General features: G+C 68.5%; 16 protein-coding genes. 5 read left to right on the plus strand and 11 right to left on the minus strand.

Going from position 1 to position 21,081, the window contains the following annotated elements:
- Nucleotides 1-38: 38 nt before the first annotated feature.
- The 5 genes from ACIBB8_RS20680 to ACIBB8_RS20700 all read right to left on the minus strand — a co-directional run bounded on the left by ACIBB8_RS20680 (nt 39) and on the right by ACIBB8_RS20700 (nt 9,420).
- Nucleotides 39-962, minus strand: a complete 924-nt coding sequence (locus ACIBB8_RS20680; RefSeq protein WP_398954086.1) for an ABC transporter permease — start codon at nt 960-962, stop codon at nt 39-41.
- A 33-nt stretch (nt 963-995) separates the two neighbouring features.
- Complete coding sequence (locus ACIBB8_RS20685) at nt 996-1,922, minus strand: ABC transporter permease (RefSeq protein WP_393301730.1); 927 nt, start codon at nt 1,920-1,922, stop codon at nt 996-998.
- 184 nt (nt 1,923-2,106) lie between these two features.
- Complete coding sequence (locus ACIBB8_RS20690) at nt 2,107-3,762, minus strand: ABC transporter substrate-binding protein (RefSeq protein WP_398954088.1); 1,656 nt, start codon at nt 3,760-3,762, stop codon at nt 2,107-2,109.
- A 718-nt stretch (nt 3,763-4,480) separates the two neighbouring features.
- Nucleotides 4,481-6,352, minus strand: coding sequence for a translational GTPase TypA (gene typA / locus ACIBB8_RS20695; RefSeq protein ID WP_398954090.1), 1,872 nt, complete (start codon nt 6,350-6,352; stop codon nt 4,481-4,483).
- A 689-nt stretch (nt 6,353-7,041) separates the two neighbouring features.
- Nucleotides 7,042-9,420, minus strand: coding sequence for an ABC transporter family substrate-binding protein (locus ACIBB8_RS20700; RefSeq protein ID WP_398954092.1), 2,379 nt, complete (start codon nt 9,418-9,420; stop codon nt 7,042-7,044).
- 284 nt (nt 9,421-9,704) lie between these two features.
- Between ACIBB8_RS20700 and ACIBB8_RS20705 the strand changes: the two genes are divergently transcribed.
- From ACIBB8_RS20705 to ACIBB8_RS20720, 4 genes are all read left to right on the plus strand, one after another.
- Nucleotides 9,705-9,953 (plus strand): hypothetical protein, encoded by a 249-nt coding sequence (locus ACIBB8_RS20705; RefSeq protein WP_398954095.1) that lies wholly within the window; start codon nt 9,705-9,707, stop codon nt 9,951-9,953.
- A gap of 170 nt (nt 9,954-10,123) precedes the next feature.
- Complete coding sequence (locus tag ACIBB8_RS20710; protein ID WP_398954097.1) at nt 10,124-10,993, plus strand: hypothetical protein; 870 nt, start codon at nt 10,124-10,126, stop codon at nt 10,991-10,993.
- Nucleotides 10,994-12,910 (plus strand): fumarate reductase/succinate dehydrogenase flavoprotein subunit, encoded by a 1,917-nt coding sequence (locus tag ACIBB8_RS20715; protein ID WP_398954099.1) that lies wholly within the window; start codon nt 10,994-10,996, stop codon nt 12,908-12,910.
- Nucleotides 12,907-13,680, plus strand: a complete 774-nt coding sequence (locus ACIBB8_RS20720; RefSeq protein WP_398954101.1) for a succinate dehydrogenase/fumarate reductase iron-sulfur subunit — start codon at nt 12,907-12,909, stop codon at nt 13,678-13,680. Before ACIBB8_RS20715 ends, ACIBB8_RS20720 begins: the two co-directional genes overlap by 4 nt.
- Before the next feature lie 111 nt (nt 13,681-13,791).
- On the opposite strand, the gene ACIBB8_RS20725 is transcribed toward ACIBB8_RS20720, so the two are convergent.
- The 5 genes from ACIBB8_RS20725 to ACIBB8_RS20745 form a co-directional block, all read right to left on the minus strand.
- Complete coding sequence (locus ACIBB8_RS20725) at nt 13,792-16,350, minus strand: SpoIIE family protein phosphatase (RefSeq protein WP_398954152.1); 2,559 nt, start codon at nt 16,348-16,350, stop codon at nt 13,792-13,794.
- A 193-nt stretch (nt 16,351-16,543) separates the two neighbouring features.
- Nucleotides 16,544-16,972 (minus strand): ATP-binding protein, encoded by a 429-nt coding sequence (locus ACIBB8_RS20730; RefSeq protein ID WP_358861431.1) that lies wholly within the window; start codon nt 16,970-16,972, stop codon nt 16,544-16,546.
- Nucleotides 16,973-17,124: 152 nt separating this feature from the next.
- On the minus strand, nt 17,125-17,604 hold the full coding sequence (locus ACIBB8_RS20735; RefSeq protein WP_398954103.1) for a (deoxy)nucleoside triphosphate pyrophosphohydrolase: 480 nt from the start codon (nt 17,602-17,604) through the stop codon (nt 17,125-17,127).
- Nucleotides 17,605-17,681: 77 nt separating this feature from the next.
- Nucleotides 17,682-17,864 carry an SPOR domain-containing protein gene (locus tag ACIBB8_RS20740; RefSeq protein WP_398954105.1) on the minus strand — a complete coding sequence of 61 codons (183 nt, stop codon included), beginning with the start codon at nt 17,862-17,864 and terminating at the stop codon, nt 17,682-17,684.
- Between the two features lie 463 nt (nt 17,865-18,327).
- The gene (locus tag ACIBB8_RS20745) at nt 18,328-19,080 is read right to left on the minus strand and encodes a GntR family transcriptional regulator (RefSeq protein WP_398954107.1); all 753 of its coding nucleotides are present in this window, start codon (nt 19,078-19,080) and stop codon (nt 18,328-18,330) included.
- 219 nt (nt 19,081-19,299) lie between these two features.
- Here ACIBB8_RS20745 and ACIBB8_RS20750 point away from each other — a divergent pair, with 219 nt between their 5' ends.
- Nucleotides 19,300-20,403 carry a threonine synthase gene (locus ACIBB8_RS20750; protein ID WP_398954109.1) on the plus strand — a complete coding sequence of 368 codons (1,104 nt, stop codon included), beginning with the start codon at nt 19,300-19,302 and terminating at the stop codon, nt 20,401-20,403.
- A 34-nt stretch (nt 20,404-20,437) separates the two neighbouring features.
- On the opposite strand, the gene ACIBB8_RS20755 is transcribed toward ACIBB8_RS20750, so the two are convergent.
- Nucleotides 20,438-20,920, minus strand: coding sequence for a cupin domain-containing protein (locus ACIBB8_RS20755; protein ID WP_398954111.1), 483 nt, complete (start codon nt 20,918-20,920; stop codon nt 20,438-20,440).
- Nucleotides 20,921-21,081: the final 161 nt, after the last annotated feature.

Here is a 21,081-nt window from a genome sequence, read left to right on the forward strand (position 1 = left end):
GCTTGCTTGCTCAGCTTGCTTGCACTCATCGCGGTGCCTCACCGGAGCTTCGGGTCGAGTGCGTCGCGCAGACCGTTGCCCAGCAGAACGAAGCCGAGCGCGGTGACGACGATGGCGAGGCTCGGATACGTCCACATGAAGTCCTTGACTCCCATGAAGTTCCGGCCGGCCGAGACCATGTTGCCCCACTCGGCGACCTCGGGCGGTACGCCGACGCCGAGGTAGGAGAGCGATGCCTCGGCCACGATGGCGATACCGACGTTGCTGGTCGCGTAGACCAGCACGGCCGTCAGCGAGTTGGGCAGGATGTGCTGGCGGATGATCCGGAACCGGCTCGCGCCCAGTGCCCGGGCGGCATGCACATAGTCCATCTCGCGCACCGAGAGGATCTGGCTGCGCAGCAGGCGGGCGAAGGTGGCCCAGGAGAAGATACCCAGCGACAGCACGACGGGCAGCACTCCACGGCCCATCAGCAGAATGACGACGATGGCACCGATGAGCAGCGGGAACGCGAAGAAGACATCCGCGACACGCATGATCACCGAGTCGATGGCGCGGCCGAAGTAACCGGCCAGGGCGCCCAGGATGATGCCGATCGTGAGGGCCACGAAGATCGACGCCATACCGACGATCATGGCGATCCGGCTGCCGTAGATGAGACGCGACAGCTGGTCGCGGCCGAGCGCGTCGGTCCCGAGCAGATGCTCTCCGCCCGGCGCCTTAAGGGTGTTGGTGAGGTCCTGCTTGAGCGGATCGAACGGCGCCAGAAGCGGCGCGAAGATCGAGACCAAGATCAGAACGACCAGGATGACGAGACCGACGACAGCGAGCTTGTTGGCGAAGAAGCGGGCCCGGATGTCGGCCCACTGGCTCACCCGCGCTACGGCGGGTTCGGCGCCCGCCGCCGCTATGCCGGGATCGGCCACCGCCGGCCCCTCCTTGCCCGTGACGAGTTCAGTCATGGTGTAACTCCTATTTCGGACGACTCGGCCGGATCAGGCGAGGCGGATACGCGGGTCAAGGGCGGCGTAGAGCAGATCGACGATCAGGTTCAGCACGACGAAGACCCCCACGCTGATCGTCACGACCCCCACGATGATGGGGTTGTTGTTCTGCTGGATCGCGTTGACCAGCGCCAGCCCGATGCCGTCCCAGTTGAAGATCGTCTCGGTGATGATCGCGCCGCCGAGCAGCGATCCGAAGGAGATACCCACGTAGGTGACCACCGGGATCACGGAGTTGCGCAGGATGTGCCGGAAAAGAACCGTGGCGCGGGGAAGTCCCTTGGCCACCGCGGTCTTGACGTAGTCGGCACCCATCACTTCGAGCATGGTGCTCCGGGCGATCTGCGCCACCAGAGCGGCGTCGATGATCGCCAGCGTGAACGCGGGCAGGATCAGTGAATTGACGGTGCCGTCGGAGATGAGCGGGAACCATCCCAGCTGGATCACGAAGATCCACTGCATGATCATGCCGAGCACGATGGAGGGTACGCCGATAGCCAGGGTGGTGGTGAAGGTGACCGACATGTCCCAGATGGAATATCTGCGCATCGCGGCGATCACACCGGCCGCGACACCGATGATCACATCGAAGACGATCGCGACGACGGCCAGCTCCGCGGTGTTGACCAGCTTCGGGCCCAGGATCTCGGTGACCGGACGGCTCTGGGTGTAGTCCTGGCCCAGGTCGCCGGTGGCGAGCTTGCCGACATAGGTGCCGTACTGCACCACCAACGGCTTGTCCAGGCCGTACTGCTTATGGAGCTGCTCGATCACAGCCGGATCACGCGCCTTGTCGCTGCCCGCGATCTGTCCGACCGGGTCACCCGGAAGCACGAACAGACAGGCGAACAACACCAGAGTCGCGCCCAGGACGACCACGACCAACTGGCCGAGCCGACGGACCACATACCTTCCCATGACTTACCTCTCTACCTCACTGCGCCTACCAGAGCAGTGCCCTCGCCCCGGATGCGGGGGGGTGGGGTTTGGGGGGCGGGGGGGGTGGATCGCACCACTCCCGACGGGCATCAGGGGCCGTGGCGCTGAGCGCATGCTCAGCACCACGGCCCCCAATTCGGTGCCGCTCTTGAGCGGCGACCGGTTACTTCAGGCTGAGCTCGGCGAGGTTCGGGTCCTCGTGGAAGTCCATCTTGATGTCCGCGAACTTCTTGGTGTTGGCGAGACGCAGCTGCGTACGGTTCCACAGCGGGATGAGCGCCTGGTCGTCCAGGGCGACCTTCTCGGCCTCCTTGTAGATCACGTTGCGAGCAGCGGGATCCTTGGTGGCACGGGCCTTGGCGAGCAGGTCGTCGAACTTCTTGTTGCTGTAACGGCCACGGTTGTCACCGGTGACCTTGCCCGACTCGTCCTTGTTGATGGACGCGGTGTCCAGCAGCGGGAACAGGAAGTTGTCCGGCGTCGGGTAGTCCGCACCCCACGCGAAGCGGTAGGCGCCCTCGGCCTTCGGCTTCTGCTGGTCGGCGAGGAGCTCGGCGAAGGGCTTGCCCGTCGCCTTCACCTTGACGCCGAGAACCTCCTCCAGCTGCTGGGAGACAGCCTGGATCCACTCCTCGTGGCCCGCACCGGTGTTGTAGCCGAGGGTGATGGTGGTACCGGGCTTGAGACCGGCCTCCTTCGCCAGGGCCTTGGCCTTCACCTTGTCCTGCTTGACGCAGGAGGCGCAGAGGTCCTTGGTGTAGACGTCCTTGAAGACCGGCGGCAGGATCGTCGTCGACTTGGTCTGCATGCCCTGGAAGACACCGGAGATGATGGCGTCCCGGTCGATCGCGTACGACACGGCCTGACGAGCCTTCACCGACTTCAGCGGTCCGTTGTCGGTGATCGGCAGGAGGTAGTTCATGCCGTTGGTGTCCTGCCCGATCCACTCGCCCTGCGGCTCGTACTTGGCCTTGGCCGGAGCGAGCTGCGGGGTGGGCATACGCGCCCAGTCGAACTGGCCCGACTGGAAGCCCTGGTACTCCAGAGTCGAGCCGTTCTGGGAGTTGAGGATCGAGATCTCGACCTTGTCGAGCTTCGCCTTCGCCAGACCGTAGTCGTCGTTACGGACGAGCGTGATCTTCTTGTTGTGCTCCCACTTGCCCTCCATCTTGAAGGGGCCGTTACCGATGGGAGTCACGTTGTACGCCGCGTTCTTGGCGTCACCGGCGACCTTCGGCACCGGGCTGAACACGGTGTGGGTCGTCTTGATGTCGAACTCGAAGTCCGGCTCCGAGAGCTTCACCTGGAGGGTGTTCGCGTCCGGGGCGCTCAGGCCCGACATCTTGTCGGCCTTGCCCGACTGCACGTCGGCGAAGCCCGCGATGCCGGCCATGTGGTAGGCGACGTCGGAGGCGGCCTTCTTCTGCGCGACACGGTTCCAGCCACGGATGAAGGACTCGGCGTCCACCACTTCACCGTTGCTGAACTTGGTGCCGGCCTTGATCTTGAAGGTCCAGGTCTTGCCGTCGTCGCTGACCTGCTTCGACTCGGCGAGCACCGGGATGACCTGGCCGTCGGCCGTGGGCTCGTACAGACCCGAGAAGAGGTTGTCCGTGACCAGGATGCCCTCGGACTCCTGGGCGTTGTACGGGTCGATCGCGACGGGCTCGGTGATGCCGAGACGGAACGTACCGCCGGCCTTGCCCGAGCCCCCCTTGTCCTTGCCGGAGCTGTTGTCGTCGTTACCACCACAGGCCGTCGCAGCCAGGGCGATGATTGCCGCCCCCGCGACCCACTTGGCGCTCTTGGCACCACGCATGGGTTTCCTCCTCATGAGTCCACTTTTGACTACAGAAGGGCACTGTCGCGATACACCGACACCCCTGACGGTGATCGTTTCAGTGCCCAGAGTGTGCTCGTGAGTCGGCACTCCCCACAGTGCGTGACCCATTGACCCGAGCTCAATGAAGCCAACTATTGAGTACAGCCGGGCTGTAAACCACACTTAAAGGGTCTCGGTTTGACAACATCAGGCGTGCGCGCGGCCCAAAATCCGGACATAGCGACCTCAGACAGACACCCCTGAAACGGACTGTTAATACGCGATTCGACGAGCGGTGTTCGATAACCGGACGATCGAGCCACGAAACCGAGTTGACCGACCGCGTCCGGAAGTGCCAGTACGGCCTCGCGGAGCACAGGACACCGGCCCGGACCCTCCCCTCGCAGGGACGGACGCCGGGCCGTCAACTATGGTCCGCTCAAACCGAAACCGCTCCGGGCAGTACGCGTGGACCGCACGCTGCACCGTGCCCGGCCTGGTCGCCGTGGCGCCGATTCTGGCACCCAAGAGCACGGGAACACACGATGTTTGAGAGATTCCCGAGCCTCATGGGGAACGGGTGCACACATGCCGATCGGGAACGCGGAGCAGAAGGCACACTCCCTCTCGCACGCAGATGCTGAAGCGGCAAGGAAAGACCCGGCCCCCCGCACAGCGTGCGGGGGGCCGGGTCTCGTGGCGGATGTGCGTCAGGTCAGCGCTTGGCGCGCGACGCGGCGCGGCCACGCTCCTTCTGGTCCAGGACGACCTTACGGATACGCACGGTCTCCGGGGTCACCTCGATGCACTCGTCCTCGCGGCAGAACTCCAGGGACTGCTCCAGCGACAGCTTCCGGGCCGGCACCACGTTCTCCGTGGTGTCCGCGGAGGCGGCACGCATGTTGGTGAGCTTCTTCTCCTTGGTGATGTTCACGTCCATGTCGTCGGCGCGGGAGTTCTCGCCGATGATCATGCCCTCGTAGACCTCGGTGCCGGCCTCGGTGAAGATGACACCGCGCTCCTGGAGGTTGACCATCGCGAACGGCGTCACGGAACCCGCACGGTCGGCGACCAGCGAGCCGTTGTGACGGGTGCGCAGCTCGCCGAACCACGGCTCGTGGCCCTCGAAGATGGAGTGCGCGATGCCCGTACCGCGGGTCTGCGTCAGGAATTCCGTACGGAAGCCGATGAGGCCGCGGGACGGGACGATCCACTCCATGCGGACCCAGCCCGAACCGTGGTTCGTCATCGTCTCCATGCGGCCCTTGCGGGTCGCCATCAGCTGCGTGATCGCACCGAGGTGCTCCTCGGGGGAGTCGATCGTCATGCGCTCGATCGGCTCATGCGTCTTGCCGTCGACCTGCTTGGTGACGACCTCCGGCTTGCCGACCGTGAGCTCGAAGCCCTCACGGCGCATCTGCTCGACGAGGATGGCCAGCGCGAGCTCGCCGCGGCCCTGGACCTCCCAGGCGTCGGGGCGCTCGGTGTCCAGGACGCGGAGCGACACGTTACCGATCAGCTCGCGGTCGAGGCGGTCCTTCACCTGGCGGGCGGTGACCTTGTGGCCCTTGCCGCCCTTGCCGACGAGCGGCGAGGTGTTCGTACCGATGGTCATCGAGATGGCCGGCTCGTCGACCGTGATCAGCGGCAGCGCGACCGGGTTCTCGGGGTCGGCCAGCGTCTCGCCGATCATGATGTCCGGGATACCGGCGATGGCGCAGATGTCGCCCGGGCCCGCCTTCTCGGCCGGCTTGCGGGTGAGCGCCTCGGTCATCAGCAGCTCGGTGATGCGGACGTTGGACATCGTGCCGTCGCGCTTGATCCAGGTGACGGTCTGGCCCTTGCGCAGCTCGCCCTGCTCGACGCGGCAGAGCGCGATACGACCGAGGAAGTTGTCGGCGTCCAGGTTGGTGACGTGGGCCTGCAGCGGCGCCTCGTCGTCGTACTCCGGAGCCGGTACGTGCGCCAGGATCGTGCTGAAGAACGGCTCCAGGTTCTCGCTGTCGGCCGGGACGGTGCCGTCCTCCGGCTTGGTCAGCGAGGCGACGCCGTCACGGGCGCAGGCGTAGACGATCGGGAACTCGATCTGGTCCTCGTCCGCGTCCAGGTCCAGGAACAGGTCGTACGTCTCGTCGACGACCTCGGCGATCCGCGAGTCCGGACGGTCCGTCTTGTTGATGCAGAGAATGACCGGCATCTTCGCGGCGAGCGCCTTGCGCAGCACGAAGCGGGTCTGCGGGAGCGGGCCCTCGGAGGCATCGACGAGCAGCACGACCGCGTCCACCATCGAGAGACCGCGCTCGACCTCGCCGCCGAAGTCGGCGTGGCCGGGGGTGTCGATGATGTTGATCGTGATCGGTTCCCCGCCGTCCTTGGGGTGATACTTCACCGCCGTGTTCTTGGCGAGGATCGTGATGCCCTTCTCACGCTCCAGGTCGTTCGAGTCCATCATGCGGTCGTCGAGGTGCTCGGCGGCGTGCGCGGCGAAGGCGCCGGCCTGCTTGAGCATGGCGTCGACCAGCGTGGTCTTGCCGTGGTCGACGTGGGCGACGATGGCTACGTTACGGATGTCGTGGCGCGTGGGCATGGGTGGCTTGCGCTTCTCTCGGATCGTGGGATCAGGCGTCTTAGTCGGTCTCAAGTCCTCGTACGCCCGCCGGGCGGACACGCCACGGCTACCCCCCATGGTACGGGGCTGGCGCCGTAGCGGCTTCCTGGGCAAGGGTTACCGGCCGCTCACAGACGGCGACCGACGCCGCCGGCTGCGCAGGCTGCGGCCGGGCCGTTCTTGCCGAACTCCTCGTCACAGCCGACTGCTCAGGCACCCGAAACAGTTCAGTTCGCCACATGTCCGACGGTCTGCTCGCCCTTCGCTCCCCCGCTGCGGAGGAGCGGAAAACGGCCTCGACCAGCCGGAGGGTGCTGTACGCCACATACCGGCCCTCCGGCCGCGCGGCCGGGGCCCCTGTCCGCCGCCTCCCGGACCGGAGCCGTCTCCCCGCCCTTCGGCGCGATGGCAGCCATCGCCCTCGCGCTTCGTGTTTCTGTCCTCGTCGTCGTGTCTTCCGGTGAATTTCACCGGAAGACACGGCCTCCCCGGCCGGGGGCGTCTCGACGCGGCAGTTGAGCGGCTTCGGTGGGGAGAGGCGATGCACAGTGCGGGTGGTCCGCGCATTGGCTGCCCGGGTCAACAGGTAGCCACGACCTTGCCCGCCGAGCACCTCGGCGGGCAAGGGAACTGAGTCACTTCTGAGCTTCCACTGCGGCCCTGACCTGCTACTTCTTACGATTCGCGGGAGATCCTGCCGCTTGCGGCTTCTTGAAACCGATGTCCTGGTAGTGCGGGAATCCGAAGCCGAAGGCTCCGACATTCGCAAGCTTCTTGCCAGTGGCCACAAGCTGTGGGCGCTGATACAGCGGAATCGATCCTGCGGCCGCCCAGATCCGGGCGTCCGCCTGCTTCATCAGGTCCTCGGCAGCCCCCTCGTCGAGTTCGGAGACCGCCTGGTCGAAGAGCTGGTCGATGTGGTCCGTACCGACGCGGGTGTAGTTCTGCTCGACGAGCAGCGAACCGTCGGTGGCAGGGACCGGCTTGGCGAAGATCGGCCGGTCGTCGGTGGCCGGGTAGGCGGTGGCGGGCCAGGAGTACAGCGCCAGGTCGTAGTCGCCCGAGGCGACATGGTCCTTGAAGTAGCTGGCGTCCGAGACCTTGATGATCTCGGTGCGGATGCCGACCGCATCGAGCATGGCCGAAATCTTTTCCCCCACGGTCCGCAACGACTCCGAGCCGGGTCCGGACGGCAGAACGAAACGCAAGGTCAGCAACTTACCGCCCTTGCTGAGGGGGCCACGGACGGAGTCGGCGGCCTTGGCCGGGGCCGCCGGCGCCGCAGTCCCTGCGGGGGCGTAGGCGCCGACGGCGCCGCCCGGCCCGCGCTCCTGGGCGGTGACCTTCTCCCGGGTGCCCTCGGCAGGGCGGGTATCGGTGACGGTACGGGCGCCGGCGTACGCGTCCGAGAAGGTTCCGGCCTGACGCAGCAGCGCGGCGCTCTGGACGGCGGCGGCCGGAGCGGGGGCGAGGACGCGGCTGAATCCTTCGCCGTCACCCGGCTTGTTGTCGCCGTCGGTCTTCGCGGCCTTCCCTTCCTTCGTGGCCTTGTCCGTCTCTTCCTTCGTGGCCTTGTCCGTCTCTTCCTTCGTGGACTTGTCCGTCTTCTCCTCAGCCGCCTTGCCCTTGGTCTTCTCGCCCTCGCTGCCCGCCTTCGTGCCGCCGGGCTTCTTCGCCCCGCCGCCCCGGGTCCAGCCGGCGTCCGCCAGTAGCGCCTGCGCCGCCCCGGCGTCCTGGTCGCCGAGCGCCCCACTGCCGTCGTGGTAGCCACGCTGTCCGGCCACTGCCAGGTGGCTCCCGAGCGGGACAGCGGGCAGGCCGAGTGGACTCAGTACGGCGTCGGCGAGTTCCTGGCGGTTCAGGGCCCGGGCGACCGCGCGGCGCACCCGGTTGTCGGCCAGTGGCCCGGACTCGCCGTTCAGCGCGAGCTGGGTGTAGGCGGGCTCCAGCGACTTGCGGAGAACGTAGGCGCGCAGCCCGTCCTGCTCGGAGGCGTACACCTCGGCGGCTGCCCTGGCCTTCTCCCTGGCCGCCTGGGCGACCGCCGCCGCTTTCTCGTCCGAGCCGTGCGCCACGGCCCAGGAGCGCATCGCCGCGGCCGGGCCGGTCTCCCCGCCGGGGCCGTGGGTGAGCGGTTGCCCGTTGCCTCCCTTGTCCCGTCCCGCGGCCACGATCCGGTGCGCTGCGGCCGCGTCGACAGCGGCGACATCGACCTTGCCCTCGACCAGTGCCGCGGTGCGGTCCTGCGGCTTGACCGCACGGAAGACGATCGAGTCGAGCTTCGCCTGGCCACCCCACCAGCGCGGGTCGCGGATCAGGGTGACGGCGCCCTTCCCCTGGTCCACGCTGCGCAGCCGGAAGGGTCCGGAGGTGGCCCTCAGCGTGGTCCGCGCTCCGTCGTTGAAGGCGCTCGGGGTGCCGGTCACCTCCTTGGGGTACAGCGGGGAGAAGAGGGAGCGCCAGTCCGCGTACGGCTTGGCGAAGGTGACCCGGACCTCCTGGTCGTTGGCGCCGCGCTCGATCCGTTCGATCCGCTCGTAGCCGGCGTTGCGGGCGGTCCAGAACGCCGAGTCCTTGCCGCTCAGCGCCCGCCACTGGGCGACGAAGTCGGGGGCTCCGATCTCCCGGCCGTCGCTCCAGACCGCCTGCTGGTTGAGCCGGTAGAGCACGACCTGCTTGGGCTCGCGCTCGACAACCTCTGCGGATTTCAGATAGGCCTGGTTCATCTGCGGGGTGCCCTTGGCGTCGAGCGGGAAGAGCGTCGGCAGCAGTGCCCCGGTGACGCGTGTAGTGGTGGCGTCGGCGTCCGCCTGGAAGGCGTTGAAGGTCGCGGGCATCGCGTCGATCGCCCAGTTGACCGTGCCGCCCTCGGCGACCTGGCCCCGGCCCGCGGGGGCCACGTCCTGCGGAACGGCGACGGCGGCGGTGGCCTCCTCGTCCGAGCTGCCGCACCCGGCGAGTGCGGGGATCGTGAGCACACCCGCGACAAGGAGCGCGAGCGGGCGGCGCTTTCGGACCATCTCGCGCGGGACGCCGACGTGGGACATGGCTGATACCTCCGGGGCCGGCCCGGCCCACCCGTACTCGAATGGACCAGATGATGCGTATTTGGTGACATTGGCTGTTGATCACACTGGTTCCGCTCATCCAATGAAGGTGCCCACGCGCGCGAGACGGCGCAGACACGGCGCACGGCCCGCGAACCTCACCTGTGCGGCGGAGCACCGGTCGAAAACGGGTCGGCCCGCTCCCTTCCCAAAGGGGATGTGACGCGCGACACTCGCATGCGCATGAACATTGCCGCCCGCTACCGCGGAGGTGAGAGCAAGTCATGTCACTGCAGGACGAGTTGACTGCTGTTCAGCACTGTCTCGACGACCTGGTCCGCACCGTCGGACGGCTGGAGCGGAGCCTTGCGCAGCTGCGCGCGGCCGACACCGGTCCGCAGCCACCCGGACCCGCCGCCGGCACCCACCCCGTCGACGGCGTCATCACGATCACCGAGGCGCCGTACGACGCCACCCTGTGGACGGACTCGGACGACGAGGGTCTGGGCGTCCGCGGCAGGCACGCCCCCTAGGCGTGTTTCGAAAGTCCCGCCTGCCAGGCGACGCCTGGCCCGCACACTCGCCGCATTGTCGGGCTCGCCCCGTACCGAGCCTCCGCCTTGCGATCGCACGCACCAGACGCCGCCAGGCCCGCCCTACGGGCGGACGACGCTCCTTTCGAAACACGCTCCAGGAGGGTTCCTTGGCCACCGGCACAGAACCAGGTACGGAACCATCTCGGCGCAAGGCCCCCGCGCGCCACAGCGCACGTACCACCCGGCCGTCCGGCGTGCACAACGCCTCGCGCGCCGCCATCGCCGCCCGCCATCTGCGGACCGACCGCTGGTGGCTGGCGCCCGCGGTCACCGCGGGCGGGCTCCTCGCCTTCATCGTCTACTCGACCTGGCGGGCCTTCTCGAACGCCGGCTACTACGCCGCCCCCTATGTGTCGCCGTTCTACTCGCCCTGTCTGGCGGAGAACTGCGCCCCCATGCGGCACGGTCCGAACTGGGAAATCCTCGGCAGCTGGTGGGGCCTCTCCCCCGCCCTGCTGATCCTGGTCTTCCCGCTCGGCTTCCGGCTGACCTGCTACTACTACCGCAAGGCCTACTACCGGGGCTTCTGGGCCTCACCCCCGGCCTGCGCGGTCGCCGAGCCGCACACGACGTACACCGGCGAGACCCGATTCCCGCTGATCATGCAGAACATCCACCGGTACTTCTTCTACGCCGCGATGCCGGTCGCCGGAATCCTCACGTACGACACCGTGCTGTCCTTCCGCGACGAGCACTACGCCTGGGGCCACATGGGCCTCGGCTCCCTGATCTTCCTGATCAACATCACGCTGATCTGGGCATACACCCTGTCCTGCCACTCCTGCCGGCACATCATCGGCGGCCGGCTGCGGCACTTCTCCAAGCACCCCGTGCGCTACCGGCTGTGGGGCTGGGCGGGCCGGCTGAACGCCCGGCACATGCTCCTCGCCTGGGCCTCCCTGATCAGCGTGGCGCTCGCCGACTTCTACGTGTATCTCGTCGCCTCCGGCGCCTTCGACGATCCGAGGTTTTTCTGAATGACTGAGCTCGAACGGCAGAAGTGGGACGTCGTCGTGGTCGGTGCCGGTGGCGCCGGGCTGCGCGCCGCCATCGAGGCGCGGGAGCGCGGGGCCCGTACCGCGGTCATCTGCAAATCGCTCTTCGGCAAGGCACACACGGTCATGGCGGAGGGCGGAATTGCCGCCTCCATGGGCAATGTGAACTCCGGGGACAACTGGCAGGTGCACTTCCGCGACACCATGCGCGGCGGGAAGTTCCTCAACCAGTGGCGGATGGCGGAGCTGCACGCCAAGGAGGCGCCGGACCGGGTCTGGGAGCTGGAGACCTGGGGGGCGCTCTTCGACCGTACGCCGGACGGAAGGATCTCCCAGCGCAACTTCGGCGGCCATGAGTACCCGCGGCTCGCCCACGTCGGGGACCGTACCGGCCTCGAACTGATCCGCACCCTCCAGCAGAAGATCGTCTCGCTGCAACAGGAGGACCACCGCGAGCACGGCGACTACGAAGCCCGGTTGAAGGTCTTCCAGGAGTGCACCGTCACGCGGGTACTCAAGGATGGCGAGCGCGTCAGCGGAACCTTCTGCTACGAGCGTGAGTCCGGCCGCTTCTTCGTCCTCGAGGCGCCCGCGGTCGTCCTCGCCACCGGCGGCATCGGCAAGTCCTTCAAGGTCACATCGAACTCCTGGGAGTACACCGGCGACGGACACGCCCTCGCGCTGCTGGCGGGCGCGCCCCTGCTGAACATGGAGTTCGTACAGTTCCATCCGACCGGCATGGTCTGGCCCCCGTCGGTGAAGGGGATCCTCGTCACCGAGTCGGTGCGCGGCGACGGCGGGGTGCTGCGCAACTCCGAGGGCAAGCGGTTCATGTTCGACTACGTCCCCGATGTGTTCAAGGAGAAGTACGCGCGGTCGGAGGACGAGGGCGACCGCTGGTACGAGGACCCGGACCACAACCGCCGCCCGCCCGAACTGCTGCCGCGCGACGAGGTCGCCCGCGCCATCAACTCCGAGGTGAAGGCAGGCCGCGGCTCACCGCACGGTGGCGTCTTCCTGGACGTGTCCACCCGGATGCCGGCCGAGACGATCAGGCGGCGGCTGCCCTCGATGTACCACCAGTTCAAGGAACTGGCGGATGTCGACATCACGGCGGAGGCGATGGAGGTCGGCCCGACCTGCCACTACGTCATGGGCGGGATCGCCGTCGACTCGGACACCGCGGCGACCGTCGCCGTGCCCGGTCTGTTCGCGGCGGGCGAGGTCGCGGGCGGCATGCACGGCTCCAACCGGCTCGGCGGGAACTCCCTCTCCGACCTGCTGGTCTTCGGCCGACGCGCCGGGCTGCACGCCGCCGAGTACGCGAGCGGGATCGGTGACCAGCCGGGGGTGGACGAGGCACAGATCGACGCGGCGGCGGCGGAGGCACTGCGTCCGTTCAGCGCCGGGGAGCCTGACGCCGCCGGGGGGCCCGCGGAGAATCCGTACACCCTCCACCAGGAACTCCAGCAGACGATGAACGACCTGGTCGGCATCATCCGGCGGGCACCCGAGATGGAACAGGCGCTGGAGAACCTCGCCAAGCTGCGGATACGGGCGCGCCGCGCCGGGGTCGAGGGCCACCGCCAGTTCAACCCGGGCTGGCACCTCGCCCTGGACCTGCGGAACATGCTGCTGGTCAGCGAGTGCATCGCCCGGGCCGCGCTGGAACGCACGGAGAGCCGCGGCGGTCACACCCGTGAGGACTGTCCGACGATGGAGCGCTCCTGGCGGCCGGTCAATCTGCTCTGCCGGCCGACCGACGACGGCGCCTTGCCGCTGGGCGGCCGGATCGAACTCGTACGGAAGACGACCGAACCCATCCGACCGGACCTGCTCTCCCTCTTCGAGAAGGAGGAGCTGGTCAAGTACCTCGCCGAAGAGGAGCCGTACGAGTGAGCAGCTACGAAGCCCGGTTCAGGGTCTGGCGCGGCGACACCGACGGCGGCGACCTGCAGGACTTCTCGGTCGAGGTGAACGACGGCGAGGTCGTCCTCGACATCATCCACCGGATCCAGTCCACCCAGGCGGGCGATCTCGCCGTGCGCTGGAACTGCAAGGCGGGCAAGTGCGGTTCGTGCAGTGCGGAGATCAACGGCAGGCCACGGCTGATGTGCATGACCCGCATGTCGGTGTTCGGCCGGGAGGAGACGATCACCGTCACCCCGCTGCGGGCCTTCCCCGTCGTCCGCGATCTGGTGACGGACGTGACCTTCAACTACACCAAGGCACGGGAAGTGCCCGCCTTCGTACCGCCGGAAGGGGTGAAGGCGGGCGACTACCGGATGCAGCAGGTCGATGTGGAGCGTTCGCAGGAGTTCCGCAAATGCATCGAGTGCTTTCTCTGCCAGGACACCTGCCATGTGGTCCGCGACCACGAGGAGAACAAGGCCGCGTTCGCCGGACCGCGCTTCCTGATGCGGATCGCCGAGCTGGACATGCACCCCTTGGACGCCGCCGCCGAGTCGGGACTCGACCGGAAGGCGACGGCGCAGGAGGAGCACGGGCTGGGCTACTGCAACATCACGAAATGCTGTACGGAGGTCTGCCCCGAGCACATCAAGATCACGGACAACGCGCTGATCCCGCTGAAGGAGCGGGCGGTGGACCGCAAGTACGACCCACTGGTGTGGCTGGGGAACAGGATCCGTCGGCGGGAGGCTCCCTGATGCCGGTCAGCCGAGCAGCTTGACGATCGCCTCGGTGGTGCCCGTCTCGCCGAACCTCGGGAATATCTTCTCGAGGCTGCCGGTGCGGGACCCCACGTCCCGGTCCCACGTTCAGAATCTGCTCAGCAGCTGCTCGACCGTGCGCTCTGCGGCCGGTTCCCCGTCGGGCAGCGGCAGTTCGAACCAGACGGTCTTGCCGCGCGGAGTCCGCCTCGAACCCCAGGCCGCACTCAGCAGTCCGACCAGCTGCAGCCCGCGCCCGCCCTCGTCCGTGTCGCGTGCTCGGCGTCGCCGCGGCTGGACGAGGCCTGCGTCCCATACCTCGCACACGAGCGTACGGTCGCGCAGCAGCCTGAGCCGGATCTCTCCCTCGCCGTAGCGCAGAGCGTTGGTGACCAGCTCACTGACGAGCAGTTCCGTGGTGTCCACCAGGTCATCGAGTTCCCAGGCGAGCAGTTGTCGACGCGCCAGTTCGCGGGCGCGGGCGACGGAGCGGGGTTCGCGCGGCAGCCGCCAGTCGCCGACCGCGTCGACCGGCAGCCCCTGGATGCGGGCCATCAGCAAGGCGATGTCGTCCTCACCGTGCCGGGTGTCGAGGGTGGTCAGTACGTGGTCGCAGACGTCCTCGAGCGGGAGCTCGGGTTCGATGAGAGCGTTGCGCAGTGCCTGCAGTCCTTCGTCGAGCGGGTGGTCGCGGGACTCGACGAGACCATCGGTGTAGAGGGCGAGGAGGGCGCCCTCCTTCAGTTCGACCTCGACTTCCTCGAAGGGTTCGCCGCCGACGCCGAGCGGCATCCCGGGCGGGACGTCGAGCAGCAGGGCAGGTTCGCCCGGCTCGACCACAACAGGGGGGAGGTGTCCGGCGTTGGCGAAGGTGCACCGCCGGGTGACCGGGTCATAGACGGCGTAGACACAGGTTGCCAGGTAGACCTCGGAGAGATCTGCGTCCCGGGCCTTGTGGGACGCCCGTGAGGGCCACTGGGCGCCGCCGGGGCCGTCGGAGGAAGTGCTGACACCGGGGGTGCCCAGACCGCGGGCGACCTCGTCGAGGGCGGAGAGCACCTCGGCGGGTTCCAGGTCGAGGAGGGCCAGGGTCCTTACTGCGGTGCGCAGTTCGCCCATGGCGACGGCGGCTCGCAGTCCACGGCCCATGACGTCGCCGACCACCAGGGCGGTGCGGTGTCCGGGGAGTTCGATCACGTCGAACCAGTCGCCGCCGACCTCGGTCGCGGTGTTGCCGGGGAGATAACGGCAGGCGATGTCGAGACCGGCGGCCTCGGGATCGCCCGGTGGCAGCAGGCTGCGCTGGAGGATGAGCGCGCGTTCGTGCTCGCGCCGGTAGAGGCGGGCGTTGTCGATACAGACGGCGGCGCGGGCGGCAAGTTCGGTGGCGAGGGCCCGGTCGCGTTCGCCGAAGGGTTCGCTGCCCTTGGTGCGGGAGAACTGGACGAGGCCGACGACGGTGTCATGGGCGACCATCGGAACGGCAAGGGTGGACTGGACGAAGCCGCAGTCGTCGCCGGGGACGACCTCGATGTGCCCGGTCCGCAGGGCCATGGAACAGGGGGAGTTGAAGGAGTAGCGGTGGACGGCGCCCAGGGCGGGCGGGTCGGTGGCACCGCCGGTCGAGGCGCTGTCCGAGGCAGTGCCCGGCAGGAAATCCGACACGGCGCTGGCGAAGGCGACACGGCGCAGTTCCGCGGATCCGCCGACGGACTCGTGGTGGAGCGAGCCCCAACTGCCGGGCGGTGCCTCGTCACCGGTGAGCAGCCCCTGGTAGAGGTCGACCGAGGCGAGGTCACAGAAGCCGGGTACAGCGACGCCGAGGAGTTCGCGGGCGGTGGTCTCCAGGTCCAGGGAGTTGCCGATACGGGCGCCGGCCTCGTTGAGCAGGGCAAGGTTGCGGCGGGCGCTGGCGGCCTCGCGGGCGGCGATGTGCCGGCGGGTGACGTCGGTGGCCAGTCCGGCTATGCCGATGGGGCGGCCTGCGCCGCTGTGCACGCGGTAGAGGTTCATCGACCAGTGGCGGCTCTCGGAGTCGCCCGGTGCGGTGCCGACGAGCTGGAGATCGGTGACGGAGTCCCCGGTCTCCAGAACCCGCCTGAGTGTGGCGGTGAGCCGCTCGGCCTCGGGGCGGGCGAGATAGTCGTCGACCGTGCGGCCGCGGTGGTCGGCGGCCTGGCCGCCGAAGACGGTGGCGAAGCGCTGGTTGGCGCGCACGACCGTGAAGTCCGTACCGAACAGCACAAAACCGAAGGGAGATTGACCGAAAATGGCCTGCGATGCCGCAAGGTCCGTCTCGATACGCCGCAGGGCGCGGACGTCCACGACGATACAGAGAGCGGCCGGTTCCCCGCTCTCCGTCTCACTGGGCATGACATAGACCTCGGCGAGACCGTGCACGGCGTCCTCGCCCGGCATCCGGAAGGGGACGAGGCCCGTCCACTCCTTGCCGTCGAGTATCTCGCCGACCCGGCGATGACCGCCGGTGCGCAGCTCTGCGGGCATGAAGGTCTCGACCGGGTCCCTGCCCACCGCCTCGTGCGCGGCAATGCCGAAGAGGCCGGCGGCCCGGCGGCTCCACTGCTCGATCAGCCCGTCGGGGCCGATCGAGAAGGAGGCGACCCTGATGTAGTCATAGATCGAGCCAGGCGGGCTGCTCTGCCACACGACGTCGCCCGCTGTCCCAGGTATTTCGCTCACGCGACCGTCCCCTCCAGCTCACACACCGGACCGGTCCTGCCCGCAGTATTCAGCACTACGGCGCTTACCGACACGGCGTTCACGATCACAGCACGGCCACAGTCCCTTCCAGCCAGGTTCTGCCCGGCCTCTGGTGATCGCTGTGCGTCCCACCCCACTCCTAACCAGGGAGGGCCAGCTCGAACCACACCGTCTTGCCACTCTTTCCGCGCCGGGTCCCCCAGCGGCGTGCGGAACAGGCCACCAGCTGCAGTCCTCGGCCACCTTCGTCGTCGGGTGCGGCAGCACGTTCGGTGGGCGGATCCGGAAGCGGATCGGAGACTTCCACAAGCAGTCCGGGGCGGGCGTCCGGAGCTTCGCCATCGAGGCGGGGGCGCACCAGCCGCACCCCGATGGGGCCTGAGGCATAGCGCAAGGAATTGGTCACCAGCTCGCTGACCAGCAGGACGGTCACATCACCCACGGCCGCGTCGAGCCCCCACCCCCGCAGCGTCTCGTGGACCGCATGCCGAGCAGTACGCACGGCGCCGGGCACTGCCGGAAAGGTCCACTCGGCGCAGTCGCCTTCGGTATCGATCACGCCGATCACTTCCCAAGACCAGCAGCGAGAAACGTTCTGTTTATGGGGGCTAATCAGCACATACCCGATATTTTGGGCGACCTATCGCCGGAATCGACGCGTAGGGGCGTACGGGCGTACGGCGACGTGCGCGCAACGCGCGCAGAGGGGGGTGTGCCCGATCAGCGGCACGCGCCGCCCGGCAGGCTTCGGGTCGGCGCAGATCCAGTCGGCGCGGATCCGGACGGCGCAGATCCGGTCGGCGCGGACCCGGCCGGGAGGCGGCGCATGGCTTCGGCAACGGCGGGCCGGTCCTGATCCAGCCAGTCGACCTCGTCGCCCTCGCCGGGCCCGAGCCAGCGCAGCTCGTCGTGATCCTGGAGCGGCGCCGGCACGCCGGACACCACTCGAGCGGTCCACACCCGAAGTACGTATCCGGGCCCCAGCGGCCACTCGCCGGGGATGCGCTCCAGCGGCTCGGTCTCGACGCCGAGCTCCTCGCGGAGTTCACGTACCAGCGCCTGTTCGCCGCTCTCCCCCAGCTCCAGCTTTCCACCGGGCAGCTCCCAGCGGCCTGCCAGCTCGGGCGGGGCACTGCGACGCGCGGCCAGCAGGCGCCCCTGGTCATAGACGGCTCCGGCCACCACCACGCGATCACTCATAGCCCGGAGCGTAGCCCCCGGCTCCACCCCTCACAGGCCCCGCCCCGCCCCGTACCACCCCCGCGGTCGGCCGTCGGTCACGGCCGGGCGCTCGGCCCTATGCGCTCCACCCAATAGAGCTGCTCATGTCCGCGGCTGTCGAGATCGTCGGCGATCTTCTGCGCCTCGGCCTGCGTGGCATACCTGCCGACGCGGTACCGATTGCCGTTGTCGTCCTGCCGTATCACCAGCCAAGGGAGCACGGCATCGCCGTCGCTCATCGTGTCCCTCCCGAGCATGGAGCCCCTCCCCCGAACGCCGTGCACGTCTCTATGGATCCCCAGGAAACCGCAGTACGCATATGCCCGAGCGTACGCCTGACCTTTACGCAACGGATAAGTAATGACACAAAGAGATACCGATCCGGCCAGCGCGAAGGGGCGCATCCACTCGGATGCGCCCCCGGTGCGCGCCGGATCGGTTGTGCCGCTTACGGCCCCGGCGCCGCGCACATTGTCGGCGTCGGCGTCGGCATGAGGACCGGGCCGGCAGTCGGGTCCTTGCGGCAGATATCCCCGCACTCCGCGTCCAGCGAGCAGCGAGCAGCACAGCGAGCCCCGGCCGTGAGCCTGCCGGGGCCCGGGAAAGTCCCACGGGAACGCTTCGCGAAGAGACCGGCGCCGAGCCCGACCGAGGGCTCGACAGCGGGCCCACGACGAAGCCCACCAGCGCGCGAACCGCCGCTCACCTGACAGGAAGGTGGTAGGCGATCCGGTAGCGGTCGGCGGGCACCACCACGTCCGCCGTCTCGACCGCCCGCCCCGATGCGTAGTACGTACGCCCGATCACCATCACCACATGACCCGGCACACCGCCGAGCGCCAGGATCTCCTCCGCCAGCCCCGGGCGCGCGCCCACCTGCTCGACCACGTTGTCCACGACGACATCGATCGCGGCCATCCGCTCGACCACCCCGCAGCCGCCCAACGGCCCCTCCTCCGGCAGCATCACCGGCGTACGCCCCGTAACGGCGAGGGGCTCCCAGGAGGTGGAAAGCATCATCGGCTCACCCGCTTCCCGGAAGATGTATCTCGTACGCATCACCCGGTCACCCGCCTCGATGCCGAGCCGTTCGGCGATGTCCGGACTCGCTCCTTCCTGCTCGCTGCGGGACTCCCACGTCCCCCGCACCCCGTCCGCCGTCTGTTCCTGGCGGAATGGGCTGGCACCGGCGCCCGGACGGTATCCGGAACGGGCGATGCGACGCGGGACCGGGCGCTCGCGCACATACGTACCGGAACCCGAGCGTCCCTCGACCAGCCCTTCGGCCATCAGCACCTTGCGCGCCTCCAGCGCGACCGTGTCGGAGACTCCGTACTCCTCACGGATACGCGCCTGCGACGGCAGGCGCGTATGCGGCGGCAGCGAACCATTGGCGATCTTCTCTCTCAGATCGCTCGCAACGCGTAGATAGGCGGGCTGCTCACCGAAAGTCACAGGGCACTCCCATCAGGTTGACAGTCTGCAACAGCCTGGCAACCGTCGGTTGTGGACCGCAAGCACGGGCCAAAGTTTCACCCGAAGTGATGACTAGGAGGGTGCTGAAGATCTTGGCCGGATCACCGAGCAGCGTCTGGTGCGTGCAGCTGCAAGGCGCCGAAGCGGCCGGCCATATCTTTGCCGTTCACCCGCCACACGGCTGACATCCTGGCGGGCATGGCCACGTATCTCTGCCCGCAGGACGGCACCCGCGCCGACACCACATCCCTGACCTGGTGCTGTCCGGTCTGCCGCGGCCCCTGGGACCTCGACTTCGAGCCGGACGCACCCCTCTGCGTCAACGCGCTTGCCGGGCGCGTCAATTCACTGTGGCGTTACGAAGAGGTGCTGCCCCTCTCCTCGCCCGCCACCAGCCTCGGCGAGGGCCGCACACCGCTCGTGCCGCTCACCGGCACGGTCTCCGCCAAGCTCGACTTCCTGATGCCGACGCTCTCCTTCAAGGACCGCGGCGCCGTGATGCTCGCCGAGCTGGCCCGCCGTCTCTCCCCCGATCGCGTCGTCACGGACAGCAGCGGCAACGCGGGAACAGCCGTCGCCGCGTACTGCGCGCGGGCCGGGCTGCCCTGCACGGTGTACGTCCCCGACGGCACGTCCTCCAAGAAGACCGAGCAGATCCGGGCCCACGGCGCCCACCTGGAGATCGTCCCCGGCGACCGCGAGGCCACCGCGCTGGCCGCCAGGGCCGCCGCCGACTCCCCCGGAACCTTCTACGCCTCCCATGTCTTCAACCCGTACTTCCTGCACGGCACGAAGACATACGTGTACGAGATGTGGGAAGACCTCGGCGGCAAACTCCCCGACGCCATCGCCGTACCGGTCGGCAACGGCACGCTGCTGCTCGGCGCGGCGCTGGCCACCGCGGAACTCCTCGCCCAGGGCCTGATCGACGTGCGTCCCGCCCTGATCGCCGTACAGGCCGAGGCCGTGTCGCCGCTGGCCACCGCGTTCCACCGGGGCGCGGACGGCCTGCCCGGCCATCTGGGCCGGGCCGCCTCCGCCGCCCCCACGCTCGCCGAGGGCATCGCCATCCCCCGCCCGCCGCGCGCCCGCCAGATCCTGGCGGCGGTGCGGGAGTCGGGCGGCACCTTCCTCACCGTGACGGACGATCAGATCCGTACCGCGCAAAGGGACCTGGCGGCCCGCGGTTTCTACGTCGAGACGACCGGGGTCGCCTGCTGGGCGGCGGTCGGCGACTGGACGGACCGCAGTCTGGTCGTACCCCTCTGCGGGGCTGGACTCAAGACGGGCCTGGCCCCCTGATCACGGGCTCCCGAAAGCGAGGGAGCGGGCCGGGTCAGTCCGTCCAGTACGTGTCGTGCTTGATGAAGAACTCGGTCCGCTCCTCCTCCGACCACTGCGCGGCCTCCGCCACCTTCTCGAAGTACTCCTCGCGAGGCGCACCCGGTGTGAACAGCAACAACATCGACGCCGGGGCCTCGGAATCGTTCCGGAAGGCGTGCAGTCCGCCCTGCGGTACGTAGACGAAGTCGCCCTGCGTCGCGTCGACCCACTGCTCGCCGTCGTAGATCCGCACCGTCCCGTCGAGGATGAAGAACGACTCCGAGATGGACCGGTGGAAGTGTGTGGCCGGGCCGCCGGCTCTGGGCGCCATGTCCATCCGGTAGAGCCCGAATTCGCCGTGCGTCGTCTCCGTGGTCGCCAGGTAGTGGGTACTCCCGCCGCTGCGGGTCAGCAGGTTCGCCGCCGTGCTCGCCGGCCGGTACGTGGCGCTGATCTCGCCCTTGCCGTCCGGGTACGTCGGTTCCGGGTACGACATTCCGTCTCTCCTCCGTCGATCGAACTGTCGGCCGTTCACCCCGCGCGTCGCCCGCCCGCGGCTCCGACGTCCTTACGTTCGCACAGTGGGCGTCTTCGCGCGCCCCTCTTGCCACGGTCCTCCCCGCCCTGGCCGCGGGAGCACTGACCGCCCCGCCGACG

This window comes from Streptomyces sp. NPDC051286, from assembly GCF_044455345.1.
Classification (GTDB): Bacteria; Actinomycetota; Actinomycetes; order Streptomycetales; family Streptomycetaceae; genus Streptomyces.